We start from the raw sequence: 24,957 nt of genomic DNA on the forward strand, positions 1-24,957 counted from the left end.
ACCCCAGGCTTCCCCTCCCCGCGCCTTGCGCTGGGCGGTGGCCGGCTCGGTGATCGTGATGATCGCCGCCGGCGGTCTGTTCTACTACGCCGCGCAAATCGCCGCAGCCAAGCGCCAGGCCAATCACGATGAGGTGCTGGTGACCATCCACCCCCACAGCTGCGAACCCAATGCGCTCACCGTCCCGGCCGGTCGCGCCAGCTTTCGCATCGTCAATCGCTCCGAGCGCGCCGTGGAATGGGAAATCCTCGATGGCGTGCTGGTGACCGAAGAGCGGGAAAACATCGCCCCCGGTTTGAACCAGGTGATCAACGCCAACCTGCAGCCCGGCGACTACAGCATCACTTGCGGACTGCTGAGCAACCCCCGTGGCACCTTGCACGTCACGCCGACAGCGGCCTCCGAGGCCGCCGCTAAAAACGGGCCGTCGATGGTGGCGTTTGTCGGGCCGCTGTCGGAGTTCCGCGTGTACCTGAGCAGCCAGGGCACCGCGCTGATCAAAGCCGTCAGCGCCCTGCAGCTAGCCATCGAGTCCGGTGACCTGAGCCAGGCGCAAGCCTTGTATGTGCCGGCGCGCGTCGCGTATCAGCTTGTGGCGCCTGCCGCTCAACGCCTGTCGCAACTGGACAACGCCATCAATGCCCGCGCCGACTATTTCGAAAAACGCGAGCAGGACCCGGGCTTCACCGGTTTCCACCGCATCGAGTACGCACTGTTTCAACAACGTGATCTCGCGGGCCTGGCGCCCGCTGCCCAGCGTCTGCTGGCGGACGTCACCACCCTCAAACAACAGTTGCTGGCCCAGTCACTGCCGCCGGAGCAACTGGTGAGCATCATGGTGCGCAACCTCAACGGCATTGCCGATGTACGCGCCAGCAGCGGCGAAGAAGAACGCTACAGCCACAGCGACCTGAACGGCTTCGCCGGCAACCTCGACGCCACCCGCAAAGTCGTCGACCTGTTGCGTCCGATGCTGAGCAAGTCCGCACCCGGGTTGCTGCCGAATATCGACAGTGCCCTCAACGCCTTCGACGCCGAACTCAATGGTTTCAAGGTCGGCGACGGTTACGTCAGCTACGACAGTGTCAGCGCCAATCAGCGCCAACAGATCGCCGACAAGGCCAAGGCACTGGCCACCGAACTCGATGCAATCGATCCCGCCCTTGGCCTTTCCGGCCTGTCAGCAGAAGACGTCAGCCGATGAACGATCCAGAGCAATTCAATCTCCAGCGCCGCCGCGTACTGATGGGTATGGGCGCCGCCGGCGTCGCCCTCGCAGGTGTAGCACTCAGTTGCCCGGCCATGGCCGCCAACCCTGCGCAAGTCACCGAAGCGCCGAGCAGCGACAAAACCCTCGACCGTCACGCGTTCCATGGCCGGCACCAGAGCGGCATTGTCACGCCGCGCCCGGCGGCCGGCATGCTGGTGTCGTTCGATGTGCTGGCCAGCGACCGTGACGAACTTGAGCGGCTGTTTCGCACCATGAACCAGCGCATAACGTTCCTGATGCAGGGCGGCCCGGTGACCCAGGTCGACCCGAAGCTGCCGCCCGTGGACTCGGGCATTCTCGGTCCGGTCGTCACCCCGGATAACCTGACCATCACCGTGTCGGTGGGCGAATCGCTGTTCGACGAACGTTTCGGCCTGGCCGCCGCCAAGCCCAAGCGGCTGACGCGCATGGTCGGCTTCCCCAACGACGCGCTGGAAGCCGATTGCTGCCATGGCGACTTGAGCCTCCAGTTCTGCGCCAACACCACCGACACCAACATCCACGCCCTGCGCGACATCGTGAAAAACCTGCCGGACCTGTTGCTGGTGCGCTGGAAACAGGAAGGCAGCGTACCGCCCCAGGCCCCGGCAAAACCAGGCGTACCAGCACAGAGTGCGCGCAATTTCCTCGGTTTTCGCGACGGTTCAGCCAACCCCGACTCTAACGACGCCAAGGCCATGGACAGCATCGTCTGGGTGCAGCCCGGCAGCGATGAGCCGGCATGGGCCGCCAACGGCAGTTATCAGGCCGTGCGCATCATTCGCAACTTCGTTGAACGCTGGGACCGCACGCCGTTACAGGAACAGGAAAGCATTCTCGGCCGGGTCAAAAGCACCGGTGCGCCCATGGGTGGTGCCCACGAAAGCGAAGTGCCGGACTACAGCAAAGACCCGCAAGGCAAGCTGACCCGGCTCGACGCACACATTCGCCTGGCCAACCCGCGCACTGCCGCAACCCAGGCCAACCTGATCCTGCGCCGGCCGTTCAACTACTCCAACGGCGTAAACAAGAACGGCCAGCTCGACATGGGCCTGCTGTTCATCTGCTACCAGGCCGACCTGGAGAAAGGCTTCATCACCGTGCAAACCCGGCTCAACGGCGAACCGCTGGAGGAATACCTCAAGCCGGTCGGCGGCGGCTACTTCTTCACGCTACCGGGCGTCACCGGCGACCAGGATTTCATCGGTCGTTCGCTGCTCGATGCCACGTCCCCAAAAACAACTGCCTGACAACAACCCTCACGGAACCGCCCCATGAAAAAGTCGCCCCTGGCGTTAATGCTGACCCTTGGCTTGTTCAACACTCCGCTTTCGGCGTTCGCAGCCACCGCGCCGCTGGACCTGGTGGAGCCGGTCTCGGACTACAAGATCTACGTGACCGAGCAACTGGATGAACTGGCCAGCCACACCCGGCAATTCACTGACGCCGTGAAAAAAGGCGACCTGGCCACCGCGCAAAAACTCTACGCGCCGACCCGCGTCTACTACGAGTCGATCGAGCCGATTGCCGAGCTGTTCAGTGACCTGGATGCATCCATCGACTCCCGCGTCGACGATCACGAAAAAGGCGTGAAAGCCGAGGACTTCACCGGTTTCCACCGCCTCGAATACTCACTGTTCTCGGAAAAAAGCACCCAAGACCTGGGCAAACTGGCTGACGGCTTGAACAAGGACGTGAAAGACCTGCAAACCCGCGTCGCCGGCCTGACCTTCCCGCCCGAGAAAGTGGTGGGTGGCGCCGCCGCGCTGCTCGAAGAAGTGGCGGCGACCAAGATCTCCGGTGAAGAAGACCGCTACAGCCACACCGACCTCTATGACTTCCAGGGCAACATCGACGGTGCGAAGAAAATCGTCAACCTGTTCCGTCCGCAGATCGAGAAGCAGGATGCCGCCTTCGTGGCCAAGGTCGACAAGAACTTCGCTACCGTGGACAGGATCCTGGCCAAGTACAAGACCGGGGACGGTGGTTTCGCGACCTACGACAAAGTGAAGGACGCCGACCGCAAGGCGCTGGTCGGGCCGGTCAATACTTTGGCTGAAGATTTGTCGACTTTGCGTGGGAAGCTGGGTTTGAACTGAGTTTTACAGCGCCGGTAAGGTCCTCATCGCGAGCAGGCTCGCTCCCACATAAAACCAGTGTAGGAGCGAGCCTGCTCGCGATTGCTTTTCAGAAGTTCGCTGGGTCTACAAGATGCGGTAGAGCAGCCGCTCGATCCGCACGCGACTCACGCGCTTGAGGAACTTGGCCACGCCCGCCGGGTATTCGGCCAGGGTATCCAGGTTTTGGAAGTGCTCGATGCGACGGGTGTGCTGGAAGATCTCTGCCAGCTCTTTGCGACGCGGCTCCAGCAGTTCGCCATGGGGATCATCGATCAACAAGGCGTTTTCCAGATCGAGTCGAAACGCCCGCGGGTTGAGGTTGTTGCCGGTCAGCAAGGTATAGCGCCGGTCGATCCACATGCCCTTGAGGTGATAGGTGTTGTCACCATCACGCCACAGGTGCAGGTTCAACTGCCCACTGTCGATGTTGCGCTGATGGCGCTTGGCAAACCGACGCAAGCTGATTTCGTACAGGTACGGCAGCGCCGAAATGACCCGGAACGGTTCGCTCGGCGGAATGTAGAAGTCGTTGGCCGTCTTGTCGCCGACCACAATGTCGATCTTCACCCCACGGGCCAGTGCGCGGTTGATCTCGCGGATGATCGCCAGCGGCAGGTTGAAGTACGGGGTGCAAATGGTCAGTTGCTGCTGGGCGCTGGCGATCAGTTCGCAGATCACCCGGTTCAGCGGATTGTTCTTGCCGACGCCGAGCAGCGGGCTGACGGACAAACCGCTCCTGTCGGTGGTGCCCCGCGTGGTGTCGTACGCCGCGTGCTTGAGGCGACTGCGCAGGTCACCGATGTCATTGCGCAGGCTGCGGGTGGTCGGCAGGTTCGGCAGGTCGAGGCGGTGCACCGCCTTGGACGCCATCAGGCCGTGCTGCACCAGGTGCTGCATCGAATCGGCCAGTTCACGATTGTGCAGCAGGTGATAACGGTCGTAGCGGTACTTGTCGAACTTGTGCAGATAGACGTTGTTCAGGCTCGCGCCGCTGTAGATCACGCAGTCATCGATCACGAAGCCTTTAAGGTGCAACACACCGAATAGTTCGCGGGTTTGTACCGGGACGCCGTAGATCGGCACTTCGCTGGCATGGGTGCGGGTCATTTCCTGATACCAGGCGGAGTTGCCCGGTTGCTTGCCGGCACCGATCAGGCCGCGCTGGGCGCGCAGCCAGTCGACGACCACCACCACGTCCAGTTCCGGACGCGCCAGTTTGGCCGCGTGCAAGGCATCGAGAATTTCCTGGCCGGCTTCATCCTGTTGCAGGTACAGCGCAACGATGTAGATGCGCCGGGTCGCGCTGGCGATTTTCTCCAGCAGGCAATGACGGAATTCTGCAGCACCGCAGAGGACGCTAACGGCATCGGCCGCCAGCGAAAAACTGCGCAACTTGGGCAGCAGGGAGCGTTTGAAAAGCGACGGCATAGGGCTCGCAATGGGTCGAATCCGAAGAACCCGAGAGCTTACACCATTGATGGGGTCGGGTCTTGTTACTGTCTGTAATGTCCCCTTCGCGAGCAGGCTCGCTCCCACAGGAGAATGCATTTCAATGTGGGAGCGAGCCTGCTCGCGAAGACCATTTGTCAAACACCACAAAAACCGTTTGACCAAGGAGAACGCTCGTTCTACTGTTTGCTACATGAACGAAATCACTAGCAATGACACACGCGACATCATTTTGGATGTCACCGAAAAGTTGATCTACAAAAGTGGCATAGCCGCCACTGGCATGGATCTTCTGGTGAAAACCGCCGGCGTCTCCAGAAAAAGCATCTATCGCTACTTCGCCAACAAGGACGAACTGGTGGTGGCGGCCCTGCAACGCCGCGACCAGCGTTGGATGCATTGGTACAGAGGCGCAGTCGGCCAGGCACAAACTCCGGCCGAGCGACTGCTCAACCTGTTTACCGTACTCAAATCGTGGTTCGCCTCCGAAGGTTTCCGTGGCTGCGCTTTCATCAACACCAGCGGTGAAACCGGCGACCCGCAGGACCCGGTGCGCCTGGTCGCCAAAGAGCATAAACAGAAGCTGCTCGACTACGTGTGCGAGCTGTGTACCGAACAGGGTGCCGAGGATCCGCAGAGGCTGGCCAGACAGCTGCTGATCCTGATCGACGGTGCCATTACCGTGGCGCTTGTAATGGGTGATCACAGTGCCGCCGATAATGCGCAATGCATGGCGCGAAAGTTATTGGACCTGTAGCAACCTGATCAAGCTCGACAGTTGTTTGAACATTAACTTGATACGGAGACTTGAAATGTCTAATGCCGAAGTTCGTCCGCCATTACCCCCTTTCACCCGTGAATCGGCCATTGAAAAAGTTCGCTTGGCTGAAGACGGCTGGAACTCCCGCGACCCGGAGCGTGTGTCCCTGGCCTACACCCTGGACACCCAATGGCGCAATCGCGCCGAGTTCGCCCACAACCGCGAAGAAGCCAAGGGTTTCCTGACCCGCAAATGGGCCAAGGAACTGGATTATCGGCTGATCAAGGAACTCTGGGCATTTACCGGCAACCGCATTGCCGTGCGCTATGCCTATGAATGGCACGACGACTCGGGTAACTGGTTTCGCTCCTACGGCAACGAAAACTGGGAGTTCAACGAGGACGGCCTGATGGCCCACCGATTCGCCAGCATCAACGACATGCCGATCAAGGAAAGCGAGCGCAAGTTCCACTGGCCGCTGGGGCGTCGGCCTGATGATCATCCGGGGCTGTCGGATCTGGGCCTGTAAACACTGAGCAAAATGTGGGAGCGAGCCCGCTCGCGATGACGACTGCACATTCAACATCATTGTTGTCTGTCAGGACGCTATCGCGAGCAGGCTCGCTCCCACAATGGTTTTGTATGCTTCAGACCGTTAAGATCACCCCCCTTCCCCGCAGCCTCTTTCTGCACCCGCCGATTAAGCCGATCCCATGCCTTTCGAACTCAGCGTTGACCTCTCCACCCTGGCCATCCTGGCCCTTGTCGCTTTTGTTGCCGGTTTCATCGACGCCATCGCCGGTGGCGGTGGGCTGTTGACCACCCCGGCCCTGTTGACCGCCGGCCTGCCGCCGCATCTAGTGCTGGGCACCAACAAGCTCAGTTCGACCTTCGGCTCGGCGGTTGCCAGTTTCACCTTCTACCGACGCAAGCTGTTCCACCCCGCGCAATGGGTTCACGCCATCGTCGGCACCCTGGTCGGCGCGCTGACCGGTGCCGTGGTCGCCCATTACCTGCCAGCGGAATGGCTGAACAAAATGCTGCCGGTGATCGTCTTCGCTTGTGGTGTCTATCTCTTGTTTGGCGGCACGCCGAAAGCGCCGCTGGACAGCAACGCACCGATCAAGAAAAAGTGGCAGTCGACCCAAGGCTTCAGCCTCGGTTTCTATGACGGCGTGGCCGGTCCGGGCACGGGTGCGTTCTGGACCGTGAGCAGCCTGCTGCTCTACCCCGTCGACCTGGTGAAGGCCAGCGGCGTGGCGCGCAGCATGAACTTCGTCAGCAACGTGGCGGCGTTGTCGATCTTCATCTTTTCCGGTCAGGTGGACTGGATCATCGGCCTGTGCATGGGCTCGTCGTTGATGGTCGGCGCCTTCTTCGGCGCCCGCACCGCCATCAGCGGCGGCGCGAAATTCATTCGTCCGGTGTTCATCACCGTGGTGCTGGGCCTGACCGTGCGCCTAGCCTGGCAGCACTGGTTCAGCGTGGCCTAAGCGCCGCGCCACGTAGACGTCGATCAGGTAACGGGCAATCGAACGTGACGCCGGCAACGGCGGCAGCTCGTGCACGTTGAACCACTGGGCATCCTCGATCTCGTCTTCCTGACAGACGATCTCGCCACTGGCGTATTCAGCATGAAAGCCGAGCATCATCGAGTGCGGGAACGGCCAGCACTGGCTGCCCAGGTACTGGATGTTCCTGACCTCGATGCTCACCTCTTCACGAACCTCGCGAATCAGGCAGTCCTCGGCCGATTCGCCCGGTTCAGCGAACCCCGCCAATGTGCTGTAGACCCCACTGACGAACCGTGGCGAGCGTGCCAACAGCACTTCATCGCCTCGAGTCACCAGTACGATCATGCTCGGCGAAATCCGTGGGTAGCTGCGCAGATCGCACGGCTGGCAATACATCGCCCGTTCGCGCGGCACCTGGGTCATGGCCTGACCGCAGTTACCGCAAAAGCGGTGCTCGCGGGCCCAAGTGCCGATCTGCGCGGCGTAACCGAGCACCTTGTAGACCGTGTGATCGCCTTCGAGCATGAACGCCCGCAGGCCTTTCCAGTTGCAACCCGGCACTTCGCTGTGACTGCGCAGCTCCAGCAGGTAGACCGGCTCGCCATCGAGATGACCGATGCCATGTTCGGAAATAATCGATAGGTCCTGGCGCTTCAGCCATTCGCGCGGGAACAGTGCGCCATTGTCATCGAACAAAAAGCCTTCGGGGCTGCGCGCGACGGCCCAGCCGCCGGGTTGATCGGTGTCCAGTACTGCGGTGGTCCAGCGAGGAATCATGGTTAATCAATCCAGAAATTCGGGTTTCTGTTTGCTCATATGGGCGGCCATGGCCACGCGCAGATCGGTGGATTGCAGCATGGCGGCGTTCCAGGTGGCGATGTATTCGAGGCCGTCATCGATGCGATGGTCACGCATGTAGCTGATCATCTCCTTGGTACCGGTGACGGCGATCGGCGACTTGCTGGCGATTGTGTAGGCAATGCCCATGACGCCGTCGAGCAGGCTGGCGTTGTCACTGTAGACGCGATTGACCAGGCCCATGCTCCGCGCTTCGTCGGCACCAAACGTGCGACCAGTGTAAGCCAGTTCGCGCAGCATGCCGTCACCGATGATCCGCGGCAAGCGTTGCAATGTACCGACGTCGGCGGCCATGCCGATGTCGATTTCCTTGATCGAAAACTGTGCGTCCTCGGCGGCATAACGCATGTCGCACGCGGCAATCAGGTCGATGGCGCCACCCAGGCAGTAACCCTGAATGGCCGCAAGTACCGGTTTGCGGCAGTTATCGACGGCATTGAACGACGCTTGCAGGGTGAGGATCTTGCGCCGCAACAGGCGCGCATTGCGGCCCACGTCCTTGCCCAGTTCATTGGCCACACCGGCCAGCATCATCAGGTCGATACCCGATGAGAAATGCTTGCCTGCCCCGCTGAGGACCACCACGCGCACTTCATCGGTGTCGTCGATCCACTGGAAGATCTCGACGATCTCGCTCCAGAACGCCGCGTTCATCGAGTTGATCTTCTCCGGGCGGTTGATCTGCACATGGGCGATTTTATCGGCCAGTTCGACGTTGAACGCGCTGTACTGAGACATGCCAGTGATCCTTTTGCGGGCAAAAATGAGGCCCGAACTATAACAAGGCATCAAGGTGGGCAGTAAGGCAGCGGTTCGGCCAAATGCGGGACTCAAAAGAACGCACCACAACGGTGCGCACCTGATAAATCGCGTCGCACATTTATGTGACTGCCCAGTGACTTTTTGAGGCCAAAACGCAAAAAAACATGCACTTCGTCGGGGCGTTTGCACCTCGATCAGGCACGTCCGTACCGATACAAACCGATTGTCGAACAATTTTGCCATCTACCCTTTACCGCTCTAAGTTCTGGCCTAGACTCATTTTCTCAAGACGAAACCGATCGGTCACAAAGTGGAAAAATAGTCGAAACTTTTTCCAATCCCGATCGGTCCTCTGAAAAGAAGGTGCGTTGCGACTGGTGCAATCTTTGCAATGGCTCATTCACCCCTTTTGCTTCGACGCATTGGGCAGCGCTTGCTCACTGATGCGTAGCGCGTTTGCGCCGGCCATGGGAATTGGCCTTGGAACACCGTTTGCCAGACCTAAGAATTAGATCAACAACACGGGAGATTCATATGATCAGTACGGCTTTGGAAATACAGGGAGAGCGTGCTCATCAAGTCGGCGAATCGAGCGCCGTAACTGCCGCAAACACCCAACCCGTCAGCGTTCCTGGCACCAGGACCCTTACCCCGGCAGCCAAGCACAATCCGAACCGTAAAAAAGTCTTGTTCGTCACCTCCGAAATTGCCGACCTGGTGAAAACCGGTGGCCTGGGCGACGTTTCCGCGGCGCTGCCACGGGCCATGGCCCATCTGCACGATGTGCGGGTGTTGATCCCGGGTTACCCGCAGGTGCTGCACAGCGAGAACCCCATCCATATCATCGGTGAGCTTGGCGGTCATGCTGCGTTGCCACCGTGCAAGATCGGGCGCATGGACATGCCCGATGGTCTGGTCATTTACGTACTGATCTGCCCCGAACTCTACGAGCGCGAAGGTTCACCCTACGGCGCCAACAACGGCCGCGACTGGCCGGACAACCATATCCGTTTCGCCCGCCTCGGCCTGGCGGCTGCCGACATCGCCGCCAACCTCGCGCAGATCCACTGGTGCCCGGACCTGGTGCACGCCCACGACTGGCCCGCCGGCCTGGCCCCGGCCTACATGCACTGGCGTGGGCAGCGCACGCCAACACTGTTCACCATTCACAACCTGGCCTATCAAGGCGTGACCAGCCTGGGCTCGTGCCCCGAACTGGGCATTCCCCATCACGCGCTGCAACAGGAAGGCATGGAGTTCTACGGCAAGATGTCGTTCCTCAAGGCCGGCATGGCCTATTCGAGCCACATCACCACGGTCAGCGCGACCTACGCCCAGGAAATCACCACCCCGGACTTCGGCTGCGGTCTCGACGGTTTCCTCGCCGCCAAGACCCAGCAAGGCCTGCTCAGCGGCATTCCCAACGGCATCGATGAAAGCTGGGATGCGGCGACTGATCCGCACCTGTTCTGCCCGTTCAACATCGGCGACTGGGATGGCAAGGCCGTGAACGCCGCCCACGTCCGCGAGCTGTTCGGTCTGGAAGATTCCGAAGGGCCGCTGTTCGCCGTAGTTTCGCGCCTGGTCTACCAGAAAGGCCTGGACCTGACCGAAGCGGTGTCCGAGTACATCGTCAAAAACGGCGGGCAGATCGCGATCATCGGCCGTGGCGAGCCGGAAGAAGAACAGTCGATGCGCGAACTGGCCCTGCGTTTCCCCGGGCAGATCGGCGTGCGCATCGGCTTCAACGAAACCGACGCCCGGCGCATGTTCGCCGGCAGCGACTTCCTGCTGATGCCTTCGCGTTACGAGCCATGCGGCCTGAGCCAGATGTACGCCCAGCGCTTCGGCTCGTTGCCGGTGGCACGCAACACCGGTGGCCTGGCCGACACTATCGAAAACGGCGTGACCGGTTTCCTGTTCGATGAATCCACGGTGCAGAGCTACCAGGAAGCCCTGAGCCGCGCGTTCAAGGTGTTCGCCTTTCCCGACCTGCTGCACGCCATGCGCTGCCGGGCCATGGCGGCGCCGTTCAACTGGTGCAAGGCGGTCGAACCCTACGCCGAGCTCTACGAACAGCTTGTGGCGAAAGCATTGGGGAAATCGAACAAACAGTAAGAGGCTTTCAAGATGCCGTTACGGACCCTTGAGACCTGGCCCCACGGCGCAATCATGCTGGACGCAGAGCACACGCGATTTGCGTTGTGGGCGCCAGATGCGTTTTACGTCAGTGTCGAACTGGAAAATGGACAGTCCTTGCCGTTGCTGCCCCAGGCCGACGGCTGGTTCGTGAGCAACATCCGATGCGCGGCGGGCACGCGTTACCGCTACAGCATCGACGGCGAACTGGAAGTGCCCGACCCGGCCTCCCGCGCTCAGGCCGGCGACATCGACCGACACAGTGTGGTGGTCGATGCGCTGGCCTATGCCTGGCAACACAGTGCCTGGCTGGGACGGCCGTGGAACGAAGCGGTGATCTACGAATTGCATATCGGTGCGCTCGGCGGCTTCAGCGCCGTCGAGCAGCATCTGGCACGCCTGGTCGAACTGGGTGTCACCGCGATCGAACTGATGCCCATCGCGCAGTTTCCCGGTGAGCGTAATTGGGGTTATGACGGCGTCCTGCCCTACGCGCCCCAGGCTTCATACGGCTCCCCCGAGCAGCTCAAGCACTTGATCGACACCGCCCACGGCCATGGGCTGGCGGTGATTCTCGACGTGGTCTACAACCACTTCGGCCCGGACGGCAATTACCTGCATCGATATGCCAAGGGTTTCTTTCGCGAAGACAAACACACGCCGTGGGGCGCAGCCATCGACTTCCGCCGTTGTGAAGTACGGGACTTTTTCATCGAAAACGCCTTGATGTGGCTGCTGGAATACCGTTTCGACGGTTTGCGCCTGGACGCGGTGCACGCCATCGAAGACCCGGATTTCCTCCAGGAACTGGCACGACGGGTGCACCAGCAGACGGGACCGGCGCGGCATGTCTGGCTGATGGTGGAGAACGAACACAACCAGGCCAGCCTGCTTGAACAGGGTTACGACGCGCAGTGGAACGATGACGGCCACAATGCCCTGCATGTATTGCTGACCGGCGAAACCGACGCCTATTACGCCGACTACGCACAAAACCCCACCGAACAACTGGCGCGCTGCCTGAGCCAGGGCTTCGTGTTCCAGGGCCATCTCAACCGTCATGGAGTGGCGCGGGGTGAACCCAGCGGGCATCTGCCGCCCAGTGCATTCATCCTGTTTTTGCAGAACCATGACCAGATCGGCAACCGGGCCTTCGGCGAGCGCCTGCATCAACTCGCCCACCCGCAAGCGCTGCGGGCCGCCACAGTGCTGCTGCTGTTGTCGCCGATGATTCCGCTGCTGTTCATGGGCGATGAGTTTGCCGTCGAGCAACCCTTCCTGTTTTTCACCAGCCATCACGGTGAATTGGCCAAGCAGGTACGCGACGGCCGGCGCAACGAATTCGCGGCGTTCAGCGCCTTTGCCGACCCTAACCAGCGCGAACACATTCCGGACCCGAATGATCCGCAGACTTTTGCAGCCTCGCGCCCGGTCCTGCCATCGACCAGCCATACAGAGATGCACGACCTGTATTGCCGACTGTTGCAGATCCGTCACCGGCACATCATCCCGCGCCTGCCGGGCGCCCAGGCACTGGGAGCCGATGTGCTGGGCGAAGGCGCGGTCAGTGCATCCTGGCGCTTGGGCGATGGCAGCCAACTGCGCATTGACCTGAACCTCAGCGCCAGGCCCGTAGTCCACACCTCACAGACCGGTGCCACGCGGTTGTTCGAATACCCGCCACAGAACCCCGACCTGCCGGCCCCAAACACCCTTGCCCCGTATTGCGCGCTCGTCAGCCTCGCCGCCGCAGCCCCCTTTGCTACCTCGTTTGGAGAGCGTCCATGAGTGATGCGCAACTGGAAATCCTGGCCAGCCGTGCCGGTCTCGCAGTCGACTGGATCGACGCCAACGGCCGCCCGCAAAAAGTCGCGCCATCAGTGTTGCGTAACGTGCTGACCGGTCTTGGTCACCCGGCCGGCAGTGCCCAGGAAATCGACGCCAGCCTGCTGGAATTGCAAGCGGCGCAACAGACCCATCACTTGCCGCCATTGATCACCGCCGATGTGGGGACTGGCCTGGACCTCGCGCGTTTTTTCGAGCCTGGAACTCCTTGCGAAATCCACCTCGAAGACGGTTCGCGGCTCAACCTGAAACTGGACGCCAACGCGGTGCTGCCGGGGCTGGTACCGGTCGGCTATCAACAGGTCAGCATCGACGGACAAAGCTTCACCCTCGCCGTAGCCCCGGCCCGTTGCTACAGCGTGGCCGATGCCGTGGACAACCCCATCCCTCGTGCCTGGGGCCTGAGCGTGCAGTTGTATGGATTGCGCCGCCCCGGCGATGGTGGGTTTGGTGACACCCTGGCGCTGGAAGACCTTGCCCGGGTGGCCGGTGAGCGTGGCGCCGAGGCGCTGGCGATCAGCCCCTTGCATGCGATGTTTTCCAGTGACACCCAACGCTACAGCCCCTATTCGCCGTCCAGCCGTTTGTTTCTCAACAGCCTTTACTGCGCCCCCGGCACCATTCTCGGCGAACGCGCACTGCGCACCGCCATTGATGCAACCGGGCTGGCCATTGAACTCAAGGCGCTGGAAGAGCGTCCGCTGATTGACTGGCCGGCCGCCGCCGAAGCCAAGCATCGGTTGCTGCAGTTGCTGTACGAGGGTTTCGTCCAGGGCGAACACCCGTTGCACGAAGACTTCAGCAGTTTCCGTCACGCCGCCGGCGAAGCGCTGGAAAACCACTGCTGCTTCGAAGCCATCCAGGAGGCGCGCGCCGCCCGCGGTGAACTCCTCGACTGGCGGCAGTGGCCCGAACCCTGGCGCAATCCGCGCAGCGCCGAACTGGCGGCATTCGCCGAGGAGAATGCCGGGCGCATCGGCTTCTTCGCTTTCTGTCAGTGGCTGATCACGCGCTGCCTGGAGCGAGCGCAAACCGCAGCCCGCGCCAGCGGCATGAGTATCGGCCTGATCGCCGATCTGGCGGTTGGCGCCGATGGCGGCGGCAGCCAGGCCTGGAGCCGTCAGGACCAGCTGCTCGCCTCTCTCACTGTCGGTGCGCCGCCGGACATTCTCAACCGCACTGGCCAGGGCTGGGGGATTTCCGCGTTCTCCCCTGAAGGCCTGGTGCGCAATGGTTTCCGGGCCTTCATCGAAATGTTGCGGGCCAACTTCGCCCACTCCGGTGGTTTGCGCATCGATCACGTCATGGGCTTGCAACGTTTGTGGGTAATCCCCAATGGTTCGCCGCCGGCCGACGGCGCTTACCTGTACTACCCGGTGGACGATCTGCTGCGCCTGCTAACCCTGGAATCCCATCGTCACCAGGCCATCGTCCTCGGCGAAGACCTCGGCACCGTGCCGGACGGCCTGCGGGAAAAACTCATCGCCCGTTCGATACTCGGCATGCGGGTGTTGCTGTTTGAACAGGACAACACTCACTTCAAGCCGATCCTCGACTGGCCGGACAACGCCCTGGCGACCACCAGCACCCATGACCTGCCCACCCTCAACGGCTGGTGGCATGGTCGCGATATCGACTGGAACGCCCGGCTCGGCATGGTCGATGCCAGCGCTGAAATCGAATGGCGCCAGCACCGCGAGCGCGAGCGCGAAGGCCTGCGCCGGGCGTTGAGCCAGGACCCGCAGAACTTTCGCGAAGAGTCTCACGAAACCGACCAGGTGCTCGATGCCAGCGTGCGTTTTCTCGGTCATACCCGCGCGCCCTTGGTGCTGCTGCCGCTGGAGGATGCCCTGGGCGTCGAACAGCAAGCCAACCTGCCCGGCACCATCGACACCCATCCCAACTGGTCGCGGCGCTTGCCGGGCTACAGCGAAGCCCTGCTCGATGGAGCGGATGCCGCGCGGCGCCTGGAACTGCTCGCCTGCGCGCGACTTCAGGCGGCCGAGCGTGATCGATGACCCAGGTGCCGACCCGACCACTGCGCGCCACCTTGCGCCTGCAATTTCACAAAGGCTTCACGCTCGAAGATGCCGTGCCACTGGTGCCGTATTTCGCCCGTCTCGGCATCAGCCATGTCTACGCCTCCCCGCTGTTGCGTGCCCGCGCCGGATCGATGCATGGCTACGACGTGGTGGACCCGACCAGGGTCAACCCGGAACTGGGCGGTGAGGCGGCGCTGCGCAGCTTGGTCAGTGCCCTGCACGGGCACAACATGGGGCTGATCCTCGACATCGTCTCCAACCACATGGCGGTTGGCGGCAGTGATAATCCCTGGTGGCTGGATTTGCTCGAGTGGGGGCGTCTGAGCCCTTACGGCGAGTTTTTCGATATCCAGTGGCACTCATCCGACCCTTTGATGGAAGGCCAGTTGCTCCTGCCGTTTCTGGGCAGCGATTACGGCGTCGCGTTGCAGGACGGCACCCTGCCCCTGCGGTTCGATGCCTGGCACGGCACCTTCCATGTCGAGCATTACGAACACCGCTTTCCGATTTGCCCCAGCGATTACGGGGAACTGCTCAGGATCGATGCACCGCTCGATACGCAACAGGCCGAACAACTGAAAAACCTGGCCGATCGCTTCAGCACCCTGAGCTACCAGACCGACGCCCACAGCCTGGCCATACCGCTAAAAGCAGAACTACGCGACCTGGTGAGCGATCCGGCCCTTGCCCAAGCCATCGAGCGGCACCTGAACAACTACGACTCGCTGACCGGCGAAGGCTTCCAGCGCCTGCACAACCTGCTGGAGCACCAGAGCTATCGCCTCGCCAGTTGGCGCACCGCCGCCGATGACATCAACTGGCGGCGCTTCTTTGATATCAATGAACTCGGCGGACTGCGCGTCGAGCGTCCCGCCGTGTTCGAAGCGACCCACGCGAAGATCTTCCAACTGGTGGCTGAAGGCCTGATCGACGGGTTGCGCATCGACCACATCGATGGCCTCGCCGACCCGCGGGGCTACTGCCGCAAGCTGCGCCGCCGGGTCGACAGCCTGTCAGCGGGCCGCCACCTGCCGATCTATGTGGAAAAGATCCTTGGCGAAGGCGAAACCCTGCATCGCGACTGGTCGGTGGACGGCACCACCGGCTACGAATTCATGAACCAGCTGTCACTGCTGCAACAGGATCCACGGGGCGCGCAGACACTGGCCGAACTCTGGCAACGTCACAGCGAGCGGTCCGCCGACTTCTCCCAGGAAGCACAACTGTCCCGCCAGCAAATCCTCAGCGGTTCCCTGGCCGGAGATTTCGAAAGCGTTGCCCAGGCCTTGCTGCAAGTGGCCCGGGACAACCTCATGACCCGCGACCTGACCCTCGGTGCCATTCGCCGGGCCTTGCAGGCGCTGATCGTGCACTTCCCGGTGTACCGCACCTACATCAGCCCCCTTGGCCGATCGGCCCAGGACGAGATGTTTTTCCGGCAGGCCATGGACGGCGCCCGCCAAACCCTCGGCGAAGCGGACTGGCCGGTGCTCGACTGCCTGGCCGGCTGGCTCGGCGGTGAATCCTGGCGGCAGCGCCCGGCCGGTCGCGAGCGCAAACGTCTGAAGCACGCCTGTGTACGTTTCCAGCAACTGACCTCGCCAGCAGCGGCGAAAGCGGTGGAAGACACCGCGTTCTATCGTTCGGCCGTCCTGCTCTCGCGCAATGACGTTGGCTTCAACACTGAACAGTTCAGTGCACCGGTCGCCGACTTTCATCAGGCCTGCATCGAGCGCCTCGACTCCTTCCCGGACAATCTGCTGGCCAGCGCCACCCACGACCACAAGCGCGGCGAAGATTTACGGGCGCGGCTGGCGGTACTGAGCGAGCGCAGCGGCTGGTACGCCGACCAGATCGGCCTGTGGCGCGCCCTCGCCCGGCCCTTGCGCAACGACGATCAAATGCCATCGGCGGGCGATGAGTTGATTCTGTACCAGACGATCCTCGGCAGCTGGCCGCTGGAGTTGGCTATCGATCATCCGTCGGCCCTCGAGGACTACGCAAAACGCCTCTGGCAGTGGCAACGCAAGGCCCTGCGCGAAGCCAAACTGCAAAGCAGCTGGAGCGCGCCCAATGACCCTTACGAGCAAGCGACCGAGGACTTCATCCAGCGCCTGTTGCTCAGCCCCGAAGGCGAGCTGTTGCGTACAGCCCTGGCCAAGGCTGCCCGTTCGATCTCCGCCCCCGGCGCACTCAACGGTTTGGCGCAAACCTTGCTGCGCATGACTGTGCCCGGGGTGCCGGATTTGTATCAGGGCAACGATTTCTGGGACTTCAGCCTGGTCGACCCGGACAACCGTCGCCCTGTGGATTACGCCAGCCGCCAGCAGGCACTGCAGCAAGCCGTGGACCTGCCGGACTTGTTGCGGAACTGGCGTGACGGGCGCATCAAGCAAGCCTTGATTGCACGCACCTTGAGCCGGCGCGCCGAGCATGCCGAGTTGTTTCGGCGTGGCACTTACCAGGCTCTGGAAGTGGTGGGCAGCGAGGCCCATCGAGTGCTGGGTTTTGTCCGTGAACAGGAGGGAAAACGCGCCATCGTGATTGTGCCGATACGTTGTGCCGAACTGCTGGAAAACGGTGCCCAACCACAGGTCCACGCGCCGCGGTGGGGCGATACCCGGGTCAAACTGCCCTTCACCGTCCCTGACGAACATCTGCAGGGACTTTTTTCCGGCATCACAGTCACAAAACACAGGGAGCTGCCGATCAGCGCCGCGCTGGGAGATTTCCCGGTCAATCTCATTTTTCAAACTGCCCACACTTGAGTTCAGTTCAGGAGCATTGCAATGAGTACCGACGATAAACGCATTCGCGAATTCGCCTATCAGATCTGGGAATCCGAAGGAAAACCCGAAGGTCAGGAAGCCCGTCACTGGGAGATGGCGTGCAAACTGGCGGAAGCCGAAGCCCTGGCCCCGAAAAAACCGGCCAAGGCAGCCGCGAAAACCCCGGTCAGCAAAACGGCCAATGGCAAGGCTGGCGATGCCAAGGTCGCCGCACCAAAAACCAAGGCCAAACCGGCGGCGGCTTCGAAGGTGATCCCGCCGGGGGAAAAGGCCCTCGAGAAAAAGCCCCGGGCTGCGCGAAAACCGCCAGCGGTTTGACCCGCACAGCGTTTGACCTGATTGAAGGGGTGCCGAGTCCGCTTGCCACTTTGGGTAATGCTCGCCCTGAAACACTGTGGGAGCGAGCCTGCTCGCGAAAGCGGTCCACCATTCAATACTTATGTGGACTGACACACCGCTATCGCGAGCAGGCTCGCTCCCACAGGTTGCATTACTGACAAGTATTTGTGGGAGTACCTATGACCAGTCCGAAGAAAGCCGCCGCGCCAGCCCCTCGTGCCGAAACCACACGAATCCGCGAAGGCCTGCCCTTTCCGCTGGGTGCCACCTGGGATGGACTGGGAGTCAACTTCGCGCTGTTTTCCGCCCACGCCACCAAGGTTGAACTGTGCCTGTTCGACGACGCCGGCGAGGTGGAACTCGAACGCATCGAACTGCCCGAATACACCGACGAGATCTACCACGGCTACTTGCCCGACGCCCATCCCGGGTTGATCTACGGTTATCGCGTCTACGGTCCGTACGACCCGGCCAACGGCCATCGCTTCAACCCCAACAAACTGCTGATCGACCCCTACGCCAAACAACTGGTCGGCAAGCTGAAATGGTCCGAAGCGCTGTTCGGCTACACCATCGGCCACCCCGATGCCGACCTCAGCTTCGATGAACGGGATAGCGCGCCCTTCGTGCCCAAATGCAAGGTCATCGACCCGGCGCACACCTGGGGCCACGATCATCGTGTCAGCGTACCGTGGGACAAGACGATCATTTATGAAACTCATGTGCGCGGCTTCAGCATGCGTCACCCTGCCGTCCCCGAAAACCTGCGCGGCACCTTTGCCGGGTTGATGGTCGATGATGTGGTGGAGCACATCCGCAAGCTAGGCGTGTCGACCGTGGAATTGCTGCCGATCCATGCGTTCGTCAACGACCAGCATCTGCTGCACAAGGGCATGACCAATTATTGGGGCTACAACAGCATTGCGTTCTTCGCCCCCGACCCGCGCTACCTGGCCAGTGGCAAGATTGCCGAATTCAAGGAAATGGTCGCGCACCTGCACGAAGCCAATCTGGAGGTGATCCTCGACGTGGTCTACAACCACACCGCCGAGGGCAACGAACAAGGCCCGACCCTGTCCATGCGCGGCATCGACAACGCGTCCTACTACCGCCTGAAGCCCGATGACAAGCGCTTCTATATCAACGATTCCGGCACCGGCAACACCCTGGACCTGAGCCATCCATGCGTGCTGCAAATGGTCACCGACTCCCTGCGCTACTGGGCCTCGGAAATGCACGTGGACGGCTTCCGCTTCGACCTGGCGACCATTCTCGGGCGTTACCACGACGGTTTCGACGAACGCCACAGTTTCCTGGTGGCCTGCCGCCAGGACCCGGTGCTGCGCCAGGTCAAACTGATCGCCGAACCCTGGGACTGCGGCCCCGGCGGTTATCAGGTCGGCAATTTTCCGCCGGGCTGGGTCGAGTGGAACGACAAGTTCCGCGACACCGTGCGCGCCTTCTGGAAAGGCGACGACGGTCAACTGGCGGACTTTGCCAGCCGCCTGACCGCTTCGGGCGAAATGTTCAATCAACGTGGCCGCCGGCCCTATTCATCGGTGAATTTCGTCACCGCCCATGACGGTTTCACCCTCAATGACCTGGTGTCGTACAACGACAAGCACAACGAAGCCAACGACGAAGACAATCAGGACGGCAGCAACAACAACCTGTCGTGGAACCACGGCGTCGAAGGCCCCACCGACGACCCCGACATCAACGCGCTGCGCCATCGGCAGATGCGCAATTTCTTCGCCACCCTGCTGCTGGCCCAGGGCACGCCGATGCTGGTGGCCGGCGACGAGTTCGCCCGCACCCAGGACGGCAACAACAATGCGTACTGCCAGGACAGCGAGATCGGCTGGGTCAACTGGGACCTGAGCGAAGACGGCAAGGCCCTGCTCAAGTTCGTCAAACGCCTGATCAAGTTGCGCCTGACCTACCCGATCCTGCGGCGCGGGCGTTTCCTGGTGGGTAATTACAACGAGGACATCGGCGTCAAGGACGTGACCTGGGTGGCGCCGGACGGCACGGAAATGACCACCAGGCATTGGCACGATGCGCACAATCGTTGCCTGGGCATGCTGCTCGATGGCCGCGCCCAGGAAACCGGCATTCGCCGCAAAGGCATCGACGCAACGTTGATGCTGGTGGTCAACGCGCATCACGACATCGTCATTTTCCGGCTACCGGAAGTGCCTGACGGCGGTTTCTGGACGTGCATGATCGACACCAACCAGCCGTCGATCCGTGGCCAGGAACGCTTCGAGTTTGGCCACGAGTACTCGGTCACCGGCCGCTCGTTGCTGCTGTTCGAGTTGCAGCATGAGGAAGAAGAGTAAAGGAGACTTCAGGGATCCATGGCTGCACCACCGCAGAGCGGAAAAATCATTCTGGATAAGCTCGCGACGCGACGAATAGCGTTACATGAGCAATACTCGATTCGCGACAATCCAGGGCTTGGCTTGTCGCACCGCTATCAACGAGCCCTCACGGGTCTGCCGGGTTTGTCCCATGCACGACTGAAGGCGACGCAGAACAAGGAAGTATCCACCATGAAACCCGTTTCCCTGAGCGAAGCCAGCCTGCCATCACAAATCTGGAACAGTGCCCCGCAACTGGACAGCATCCCGGTCATCAGCACCCAATCGCTGGTGCCCACTGGCGCACGCGCAGTGCTCATTGCCCCGCACCCCGGCGATGAAGTCGTGACCTGCGGCGGCCTGCTGCAATTGCTCAGCAACCTGGGCCACCCGCTGCAATTGATCTCGATCACCGACGGCAGCGCCAGCCATCCGGGCTCTCGGCAGTGGTCGGAAAAACGCCTCAGCGTATTTCGTCCCCAGGAAAGCGTGGAAGCCATCCGCCGACTCGGGTTGCCGATGCACAGCCTGAAGTGGATTCGTGGCGGGTTTACCGACAACGCCCTGGTGGAGCACGAAAATCAGATCGTCCAATTCATCACGCGCTACCTGCGCCCCGGTGATGTGGTGTTCAGCACCTGGCGCGAGGACGGCAACGTCGACCACGACACCGTTGGCCGCGCCAGCGCCAGGGCGGCAGCCAATATAGGGGCAACCTACAACGACGTACCGTTCTGGGCCTGGCACTGGCCGGCACGGGACAGGGAGCTGATTCCCTGGCACCGTGCCCGCAAGGTGCGCCTGGATACCTGGACCGTCGCCCGCAAGAGCCACGCCACCTACGCCTATGCCAGCCAACTCGACGGCGAACCGGCCATCGGCATCGCGCCATTGCTGCCCCGGACGCTGCTGGAGCGTATCCGTTTGCCTTATGAAATCGTGTTGGTATGAAACCATCGGTGATAGGTGTGGCGCTGCCAGGCAGACTGAACTGCCTGCCGTCACATCAGTCGCATACATAAGCAGCCCTGAATCAGAGGAGTGCATGTGGCCAGTCATCCAAAACGGCAGGCAGCCGAATCAACGCCGTTGAATACCCCCCCGGCGATTCATCGGCTTCGCGTGCTGACGGTCAACACCCATAAGGGGTTTACCGCACTCAACCGGCGTTTCGTCCTCCCCGAGTTGCGTGAAGCGGTGCGCAGTACGTCGGCAGACCTGGTGTTTCTGCAAGAAGTCGTCGGCGAGCACGACCGCCACTCCTCCCGCTACAACGAATGGCCACAAACCTCGCAATATGAATTCCTTGCCGACAGCATGTGGAGCGACTTCGCCTATGGGCGCAATGCCGTCTATCCCGACGGTCATCATGGCAATGCCCTGCTGTCGAAATACCCGATCCGCGAGTATCGAAACCTGGATGTTTCCATTACCGGCCCGGAACGCCGTGGCTTGCTGCACTGCGTACTGGACGTGCCGGGGCATAGCGAGGTGCATGCGATCTGCGTGCACCTCAGCCTGCTGGAAAGCCATCGTCAGCTGCAGTTGCAGTTGCTCTGTCAACTCCTCGAGTCCCTGCCGGATGATGCGCCGGTGATCATTGCCGGCGACTTCAACGACTGGCAGATGCAGGGCAATGCCGCCCTGGCCCGCCGCGATTACTTGCACGAAGCCTTCGAACGCCACCATGGTCGTCCGGCCAAAACCTACCCCGCGCGGTTTCCCTTGTTGCGCCTGGACCGCGTCTACCTGCGCAATGCCAGCAGTCATGAGCCGCAAATACTCGGGCACAAGCCGTGGACGCACCTTTCTGACCATTTGCCGTTGGCGGTTGAAGTGCATCTCTGAACCACGGCCATCAGGCGCCTGGCGCTGTGAAAACATCCCCCACCTGTTATTTCTGACAGTAGCCACATCGAAGCGGTGCCTGCTACGTTGGTGATGCCCTGCCGATGCTGGTAGGGGCAGCCGGTCCTGGCCATTCCTGGCGGCCAAAGGAACGGTGGTTGATCCCAGCGCGGAGGCAAGCATGGAGTTTTCGACAGATCTGCCCAAATACCGTTTCGGCGCCTGCCTGTTCTCAATCTGGTTATGTGCGAATTGGCCCCAGGCAGCCTACGCCGCCTGCACACTCACCCCCAGCGCTGGTAACGACAACTTCGTCTGCGACAGCGCCACCAGTGGGCCGTTGACCGATTTGTCGGGCAATAACACCCTGACCTCCCCCGCCACTGGCACCGGCAAGATCAACGGTAACGTGACCTTCGGCGCCGGCGCCGACACGGTGAACATGGCGTCCGGCACCGTGGCGGGCTCTGTGAATCAGGGCGACGGGGCGGATAGTTTCACGATCAGCGCCGGGCAAGTCACCGGGGCGGTCAGCCAAGGCAATGGCATCGATAATTTCGTCATGTCTGGCGGGACCCTTCAGTCCCTGGCCCAAGGCGACGGCCGCGATACCTTCCTGATGACCGGCGGCACCATCGTTGGCGCCTTCGAGGACGGCGACGTCGCCAGGATGACCGGCGGCACCATCGGTCGGGTCGACATGAAGCTCGATAACAATATTTTCGATTTGTCCGGCGGGCAGATCCTCGGCAACCTGGTGACCGGTCTGGGCACCGATACCATCATCGTTTCCGGGGGCCGTATCGGTGGCAACATCAGTGTCAGCAACGGCAACGACAGCATCACGGTCACTGACGGGGAAATCGTTGGCGAGATCCGCGCCGGCAACGGCGATGACACCCTGGTGCGGGACGGCGGCGGGATCATCCGCTCGCAAATCCTGCTGGAGGCCGGCAACGACAGCGCCACCCTGCGCAACCTCAACGAAAGCACCCTCGCCCTCACCCCGAGCATCAATGGCGGCGTCGGCAACGACCTGCTGACCTTCGATCACACTACCTCTTCCGGCGCCGTCCGCTACATCAACTGGGAAACCGTCAACCTGGTCAACGGCTCGCGGTTCGATCTGGATGGCAACTTGCAACTGGGGGACAGCACCAGCGGCACGGGCGTGTTCAACGTCGATGGCAGCAGTACGCTGACGTCGGTGCAGGGCGGCATCACGCCATTGACCACAGATCGGCTCGTTACCTTGAACAACAGCGGGGTCATCGACCTCACTCGTGGCAACTCTCGCACCAATGACAGCCTGACGGTTGAAGGCAATTACGTGGGTAACGGCGGCCAATTGCTGTTGCAAAGCGCCGTGGGCGATGACAGTTCTCCCAGCGACAAGCTGGTGGTCAACAACGGGACGCTGACCGGCAGCACCCTGATCAGCGTCACCAACGTTGGCGGCGCGGGTGCATTGACCGAGCAAAACGGTATCCAGCTGGTTCAGGCCCAAGGCACGGCGGTCAGCGACAACACCGCGTTCGCCCTCAAAGCCCCGGTGTCGGTTGGCGCCTTCGATTACCGCCTGTTCAAAGGCGGCATCACACCGGGCAGCGAAAACAGTTGGTATTTGCGCTCCTCGGTAGTGGCGCCGCCAGTGGTTGCCGTCACCAACCCTGATCCCGTCTTGCCGCCGACGCTGGTGCCCATCGTGGCAGTGCCGGTGGCCGCGCCGGTGGTTGTGGCCAACGCGGTTCAAGGAGCTGAAGCCGTCGTGACGGTCGAAGCCCCGGTGTTACCGGCCGCCGTACCCGGCGCAGCACCAATACCCCTGTATCGCGAGGCGGTGCCTACCTGGTCGGTGATGCCGCCGGCAGCAGCACAGTTGAGCCTGACAGCATTGGGCACTTTTCATGACCGTCAGGGCGATCAGCGCCTGCTGACGCAAACCGGTGCCTTGAGCGCCGGTTGGGGGCGGGTCTACGGCAAGAACCTCGAGCAGACCTGGGCCGGCACCGTCACGCCAAGACTGGACGGCTCGCTCAATGGCTTTCAGGTCGGCAATGATCTGTTCAGCTCAGAGTTGGCGGGTGGGCAAACCCAGCGCAGCGGTTTCTTCATCGGCCACAGCCGTCTGCAAGGCGATGTCGACGGTTTCAATCAGGGCTTCGCAGGCAAACGCTCCGGCAACGTCGAGTTGAAAGGTGACAGCCTTGGCGTTTACTGGACCCTGACCGATCCCGCCGGCGCGTATCTCGATACCGTGGCCATGTACACCTGGCTCAACGGCGACAATCGCTCCGAAGGTGGACTGAAGATCGACAATGACGGCCACGTAACGACGTTATCGGCAGAAGTCGGATACCCGTTCGCGGTGACCGGTAACTGGGTGGTCGAACCCCAGGTCCAGGCGATTTATCAAAAGGTCAAACTCGACAGCCAGGACGACGGCATCTCCCATGTCTCGTTCGATTCCGACAGTGCCTGGACCGGCCGTGTCGGCGCACGCTTCAAGGGTCGCTACGAGGTCGGCGGCCGGCCGCTGGAACCCTATCTGCGGGCCAACATCTGGCACACTTTCACTGGTACCGATACGGTCACCTTTGACCATCTCGATCAGGTCGAAACCCAACAACGAACCTCGTCCGCCGACCTCGGTATCGGCATGGTGCTGAGCGTTGCGGCCTCGGTCAGCGTGTACGCCGGACTCGACTACACCAGCAATATCGACAGCAACCAACTACAGGGAACGTTCGGTAACGTGGGGGTCCGGGTGAAGTGGTAATGGTCGAAAACCGCTCTAGCCCGAGGTTTTTTCGACGATCCTTCGAACAAACAAGCACTTATGGACACGCCTTAAATCAGTCACTTAAACCGTTACCACTT

The 24,957-nt window shown here is 61.5% G+C and carries 18 protein-coding genes; 15 read left to right on the top strand and 3 right to left on the bottom strand.

Annotated features, from left to right (window positions below; genetic code table 11):
* The 3 genes from efeO (KGA85_RS30465) to efeO (KGA85_RS30475) form a co-directional block, all read left to right on the top strand.
* The coding region (efeO, locus tag KGA85_RS30465) for an iron uptake system protein EfeO (protein ID WP_223543626.1) at window positions 1-1,204 on the top strand (1,204 nt) is incomplete at its 5' end.
* Window positions 1,201-2,499: an iron uptake transporter deferrochelatase/peroxidase subunit gene (gene efeB, locus KGA85_RS30470; protein ID WP_223543627.1), complete on the top strand. Its 1,299-nt coding sequence runs from the start codon at window positions 1,201-1,203 to the stop codon at window positions 2,497-2,499. The genes efeO (KGA85_RS30465) and efeB, both read left to right, overlap by 4 nt.
* 24 nt (window positions 2,500-2,523) lie before the next feature.
* Window positions 2,524-3,348, top strand: coding sequence for an iron uptake system protein EfeO (efeO, locus tag KGA85_RS30475; protein ID WP_223534001.1), 825 nt, complete (start codon window positions 2,524-2,526; stop codon window positions 3,346-3,348).
* Between the two features lie 105 nt (window positions 3,349-3,453).
* On the opposite strand, the gene pssA is transcribed toward efeO (KGA85_RS30475), so the two are convergent.
* Complete coding sequence (gene pssA, locus KGA85_RS30480) at window positions 3,454-4,797, bottom strand: CDP-diacylglycerol--serine O-phosphatidyltransferase (RefSeq protein WP_223461132.1); 1,344 nt, start codon at window positions 4,795-4,797, stop codon at window positions 3,454-3,456.
* A gap of 214 nt (window positions 4,798-5,011) precedes the next feature.
* Here pssA and KGA85_RS30485 point away from each other — a divergent pair, with 214 nt between their 5' ends.
* The 3 genes from KGA85_RS30485 (at window position 5,012) to KGA85_RS30495 (ending at window position 7,071) form a co-directional block, all read left to right on the top strand.
* Window positions 5,012-5,575 (top strand): TetR/AcrR family transcriptional regulator, encoded by a 564-nt coding sequence (locus KGA85_RS30485; protein WP_223543628.1) that lies wholly within the window; start codon window positions 5,012-5,014, stop codon window positions 5,573-5,575.
* A gap of 55 nt (window positions 5,576-5,630) precedes the next feature.
* The gene (locus KGA85_RS30490; RefSeq protein ID WP_046037105.1) at window positions 5,631-6,107 is read left to right on the top strand and encodes a DUF1348 family protein; all 477 of its coding nucleotides are present in this window, start codon (window positions 5,631-5,633) and stop codon (window positions 6,105-6,107) included.
* A 184-nt stretch (window positions 6,108-6,291) separates the two neighbouring features.
* On the top strand, window positions 6,292-7,071 hold the full coding sequence (locus tag KGA85_RS30495; protein WP_223461130.1) for a TSUP family transporter: 780 nt from the start codon (window positions 6,292-6,294) through the stop codon (window positions 7,069-7,071).
* Here the strand turns inward: KGA85_RS30495 and nudC are convergent.
* Complete coding sequence (gene nudC / locus KGA85_RS30500) at window positions 7,039-7,869, bottom strand: NAD(+) diphosphatase (protein WP_223461128.1); 831 nt, start codon at window positions 7,867-7,869, stop codon at window positions 7,039-7,041. The two genes, KGA85_RS30495 and nudC, sit on opposite strands and share 33 nt — an antisense overlap.
* Before the next feature lie 6 nt (window positions 7,870-7,875).
* Window positions 7,876-8,688: a crotonase/enoyl-CoA hydratase family protein gene (locus KGA85_RS30505; RefSeq protein WP_223461126.1), complete on the bottom strand. Its 813-nt coding sequence runs from the start codon at window positions 8,686-8,688 to the stop codon at window positions 7,876-7,878.
* Between the two features lie 558 nt (window positions 8,689-9,246).
* Here KGA85_RS30505 and glgA point away from each other — a divergent pair.
* From glgA to KGA85_RS30550, 9 genes are all read left to right on the top strand, one after another.
* On the top strand, window positions 9,247-10,830 hold the full coding sequence (glgA, locus tag KGA85_RS30510) for a glycogen synthase GlgA (RefSeq protein WP_223461124.1): 1,584 nt from the start codon (window positions 9,247-9,249) through the stop codon (window positions 10,828-10,830).
* A gap of 12 nt (window positions 10,831-10,842) precedes the next feature.
* Window positions 10,843-12,639, top strand: a complete 1,797-nt coding sequence (gene treZ / locus KGA85_RS30515) for a malto-oligosyltrehalose trehalohydrolase (protein WP_223461122.1) — start codon at window positions 10,843-10,845, stop codon at window positions 12,637-12,639.
* On the top strand, window positions 12,636-14,714 hold the full coding sequence (malQ, locus tag KGA85_RS30520; protein ID WP_223461120.1) for a 4-alpha-glucanotransferase: 2,079 nt from the start codon (window positions 12,636-12,638) through the stop codon (window positions 14,712-14,714). Before treZ ends, malQ begins: the two co-directional genes overlap by 4 nt.
* Window positions 14,711-17,506, top strand: a complete 2,796-nt coding sequence (locus KGA85_RS30525) for a malto-oligosyltrehalose synthase (protein ID WP_223461118.1) — start codon at window positions 14,711-14,713, stop codon at window positions 17,504-17,506. Before malQ ends, KGA85_RS30525 begins: the two co-directional genes overlap by 4 nt.
* 21 nt (window positions 17,507-17,527) lie before the next feature.
* Complete coding sequence (locus tag KGA85_RS30530) at window positions 17,528-17,845, top strand: DUF2934 domain-containing protein (protein ID WP_223461117.1); 318 nt, start codon at window positions 17,528-17,530, stop codon at window positions 17,843-17,845.
* 200 nt (window positions 17,846-18,045) lie between these two features.
* On the top strand, window positions 18,046-20,208 hold the full coding sequence (gene glgX / locus KGA85_RS30535) for a glycogen debranching protein GlgX (protein WP_223461115.1): 2,163 nt from the start codon (window positions 18,046-18,048) through the stop codon (window positions 20,206-20,208).
* Window positions 20,209-20,421: 213 nt separating this feature from the next.
* Complete coding sequence (locus KGA85_RS30540) at window positions 20,422-21,180, top strand: PIG-L deacetylase family protein (protein WP_223532086.1); 759 nt, start codon at window positions 20,422-20,424, stop codon at window positions 21,178-21,180.
* A 96-nt stretch (window positions 21,181-21,276) separates the two neighbouring features.
* A complete protein-coding gene (locus KGA85_RS30545; protein ID WP_223461111.1) occupies window positions 21,277-22,077 on the top strand; it encodes an endonuclease/exonuclease/phosphatase family protein in 801 nt (266 codons plus the stop codon).
* Between the two features lie 181 nt (window positions 22,078-22,258).
* Window positions 22,259-24,856 carry an autotransporter outer membrane beta-barrel domain-containing protein gene (locus tag KGA85_RS30550; RefSeq protein ID WP_223543629.1) on the top strand — a complete coding sequence of 866 codons (2,598 nt, stop codon included), beginning with the start codon at window positions 22,259-22,261 and terminating at the stop codon, window positions 24,854-24,856.
* Window positions 24,857-24,957: the final 101 nt, after the last annotated feature.

The organism is Pseudomonas sp. GL-B-12 (assembly GCF_019955895.1).
GTDB lineage: Bacteria > Pseudomonadota > Gammaproteobacteria > Pseudomonadales > Pseudomonadaceae > Aquipseudomonas.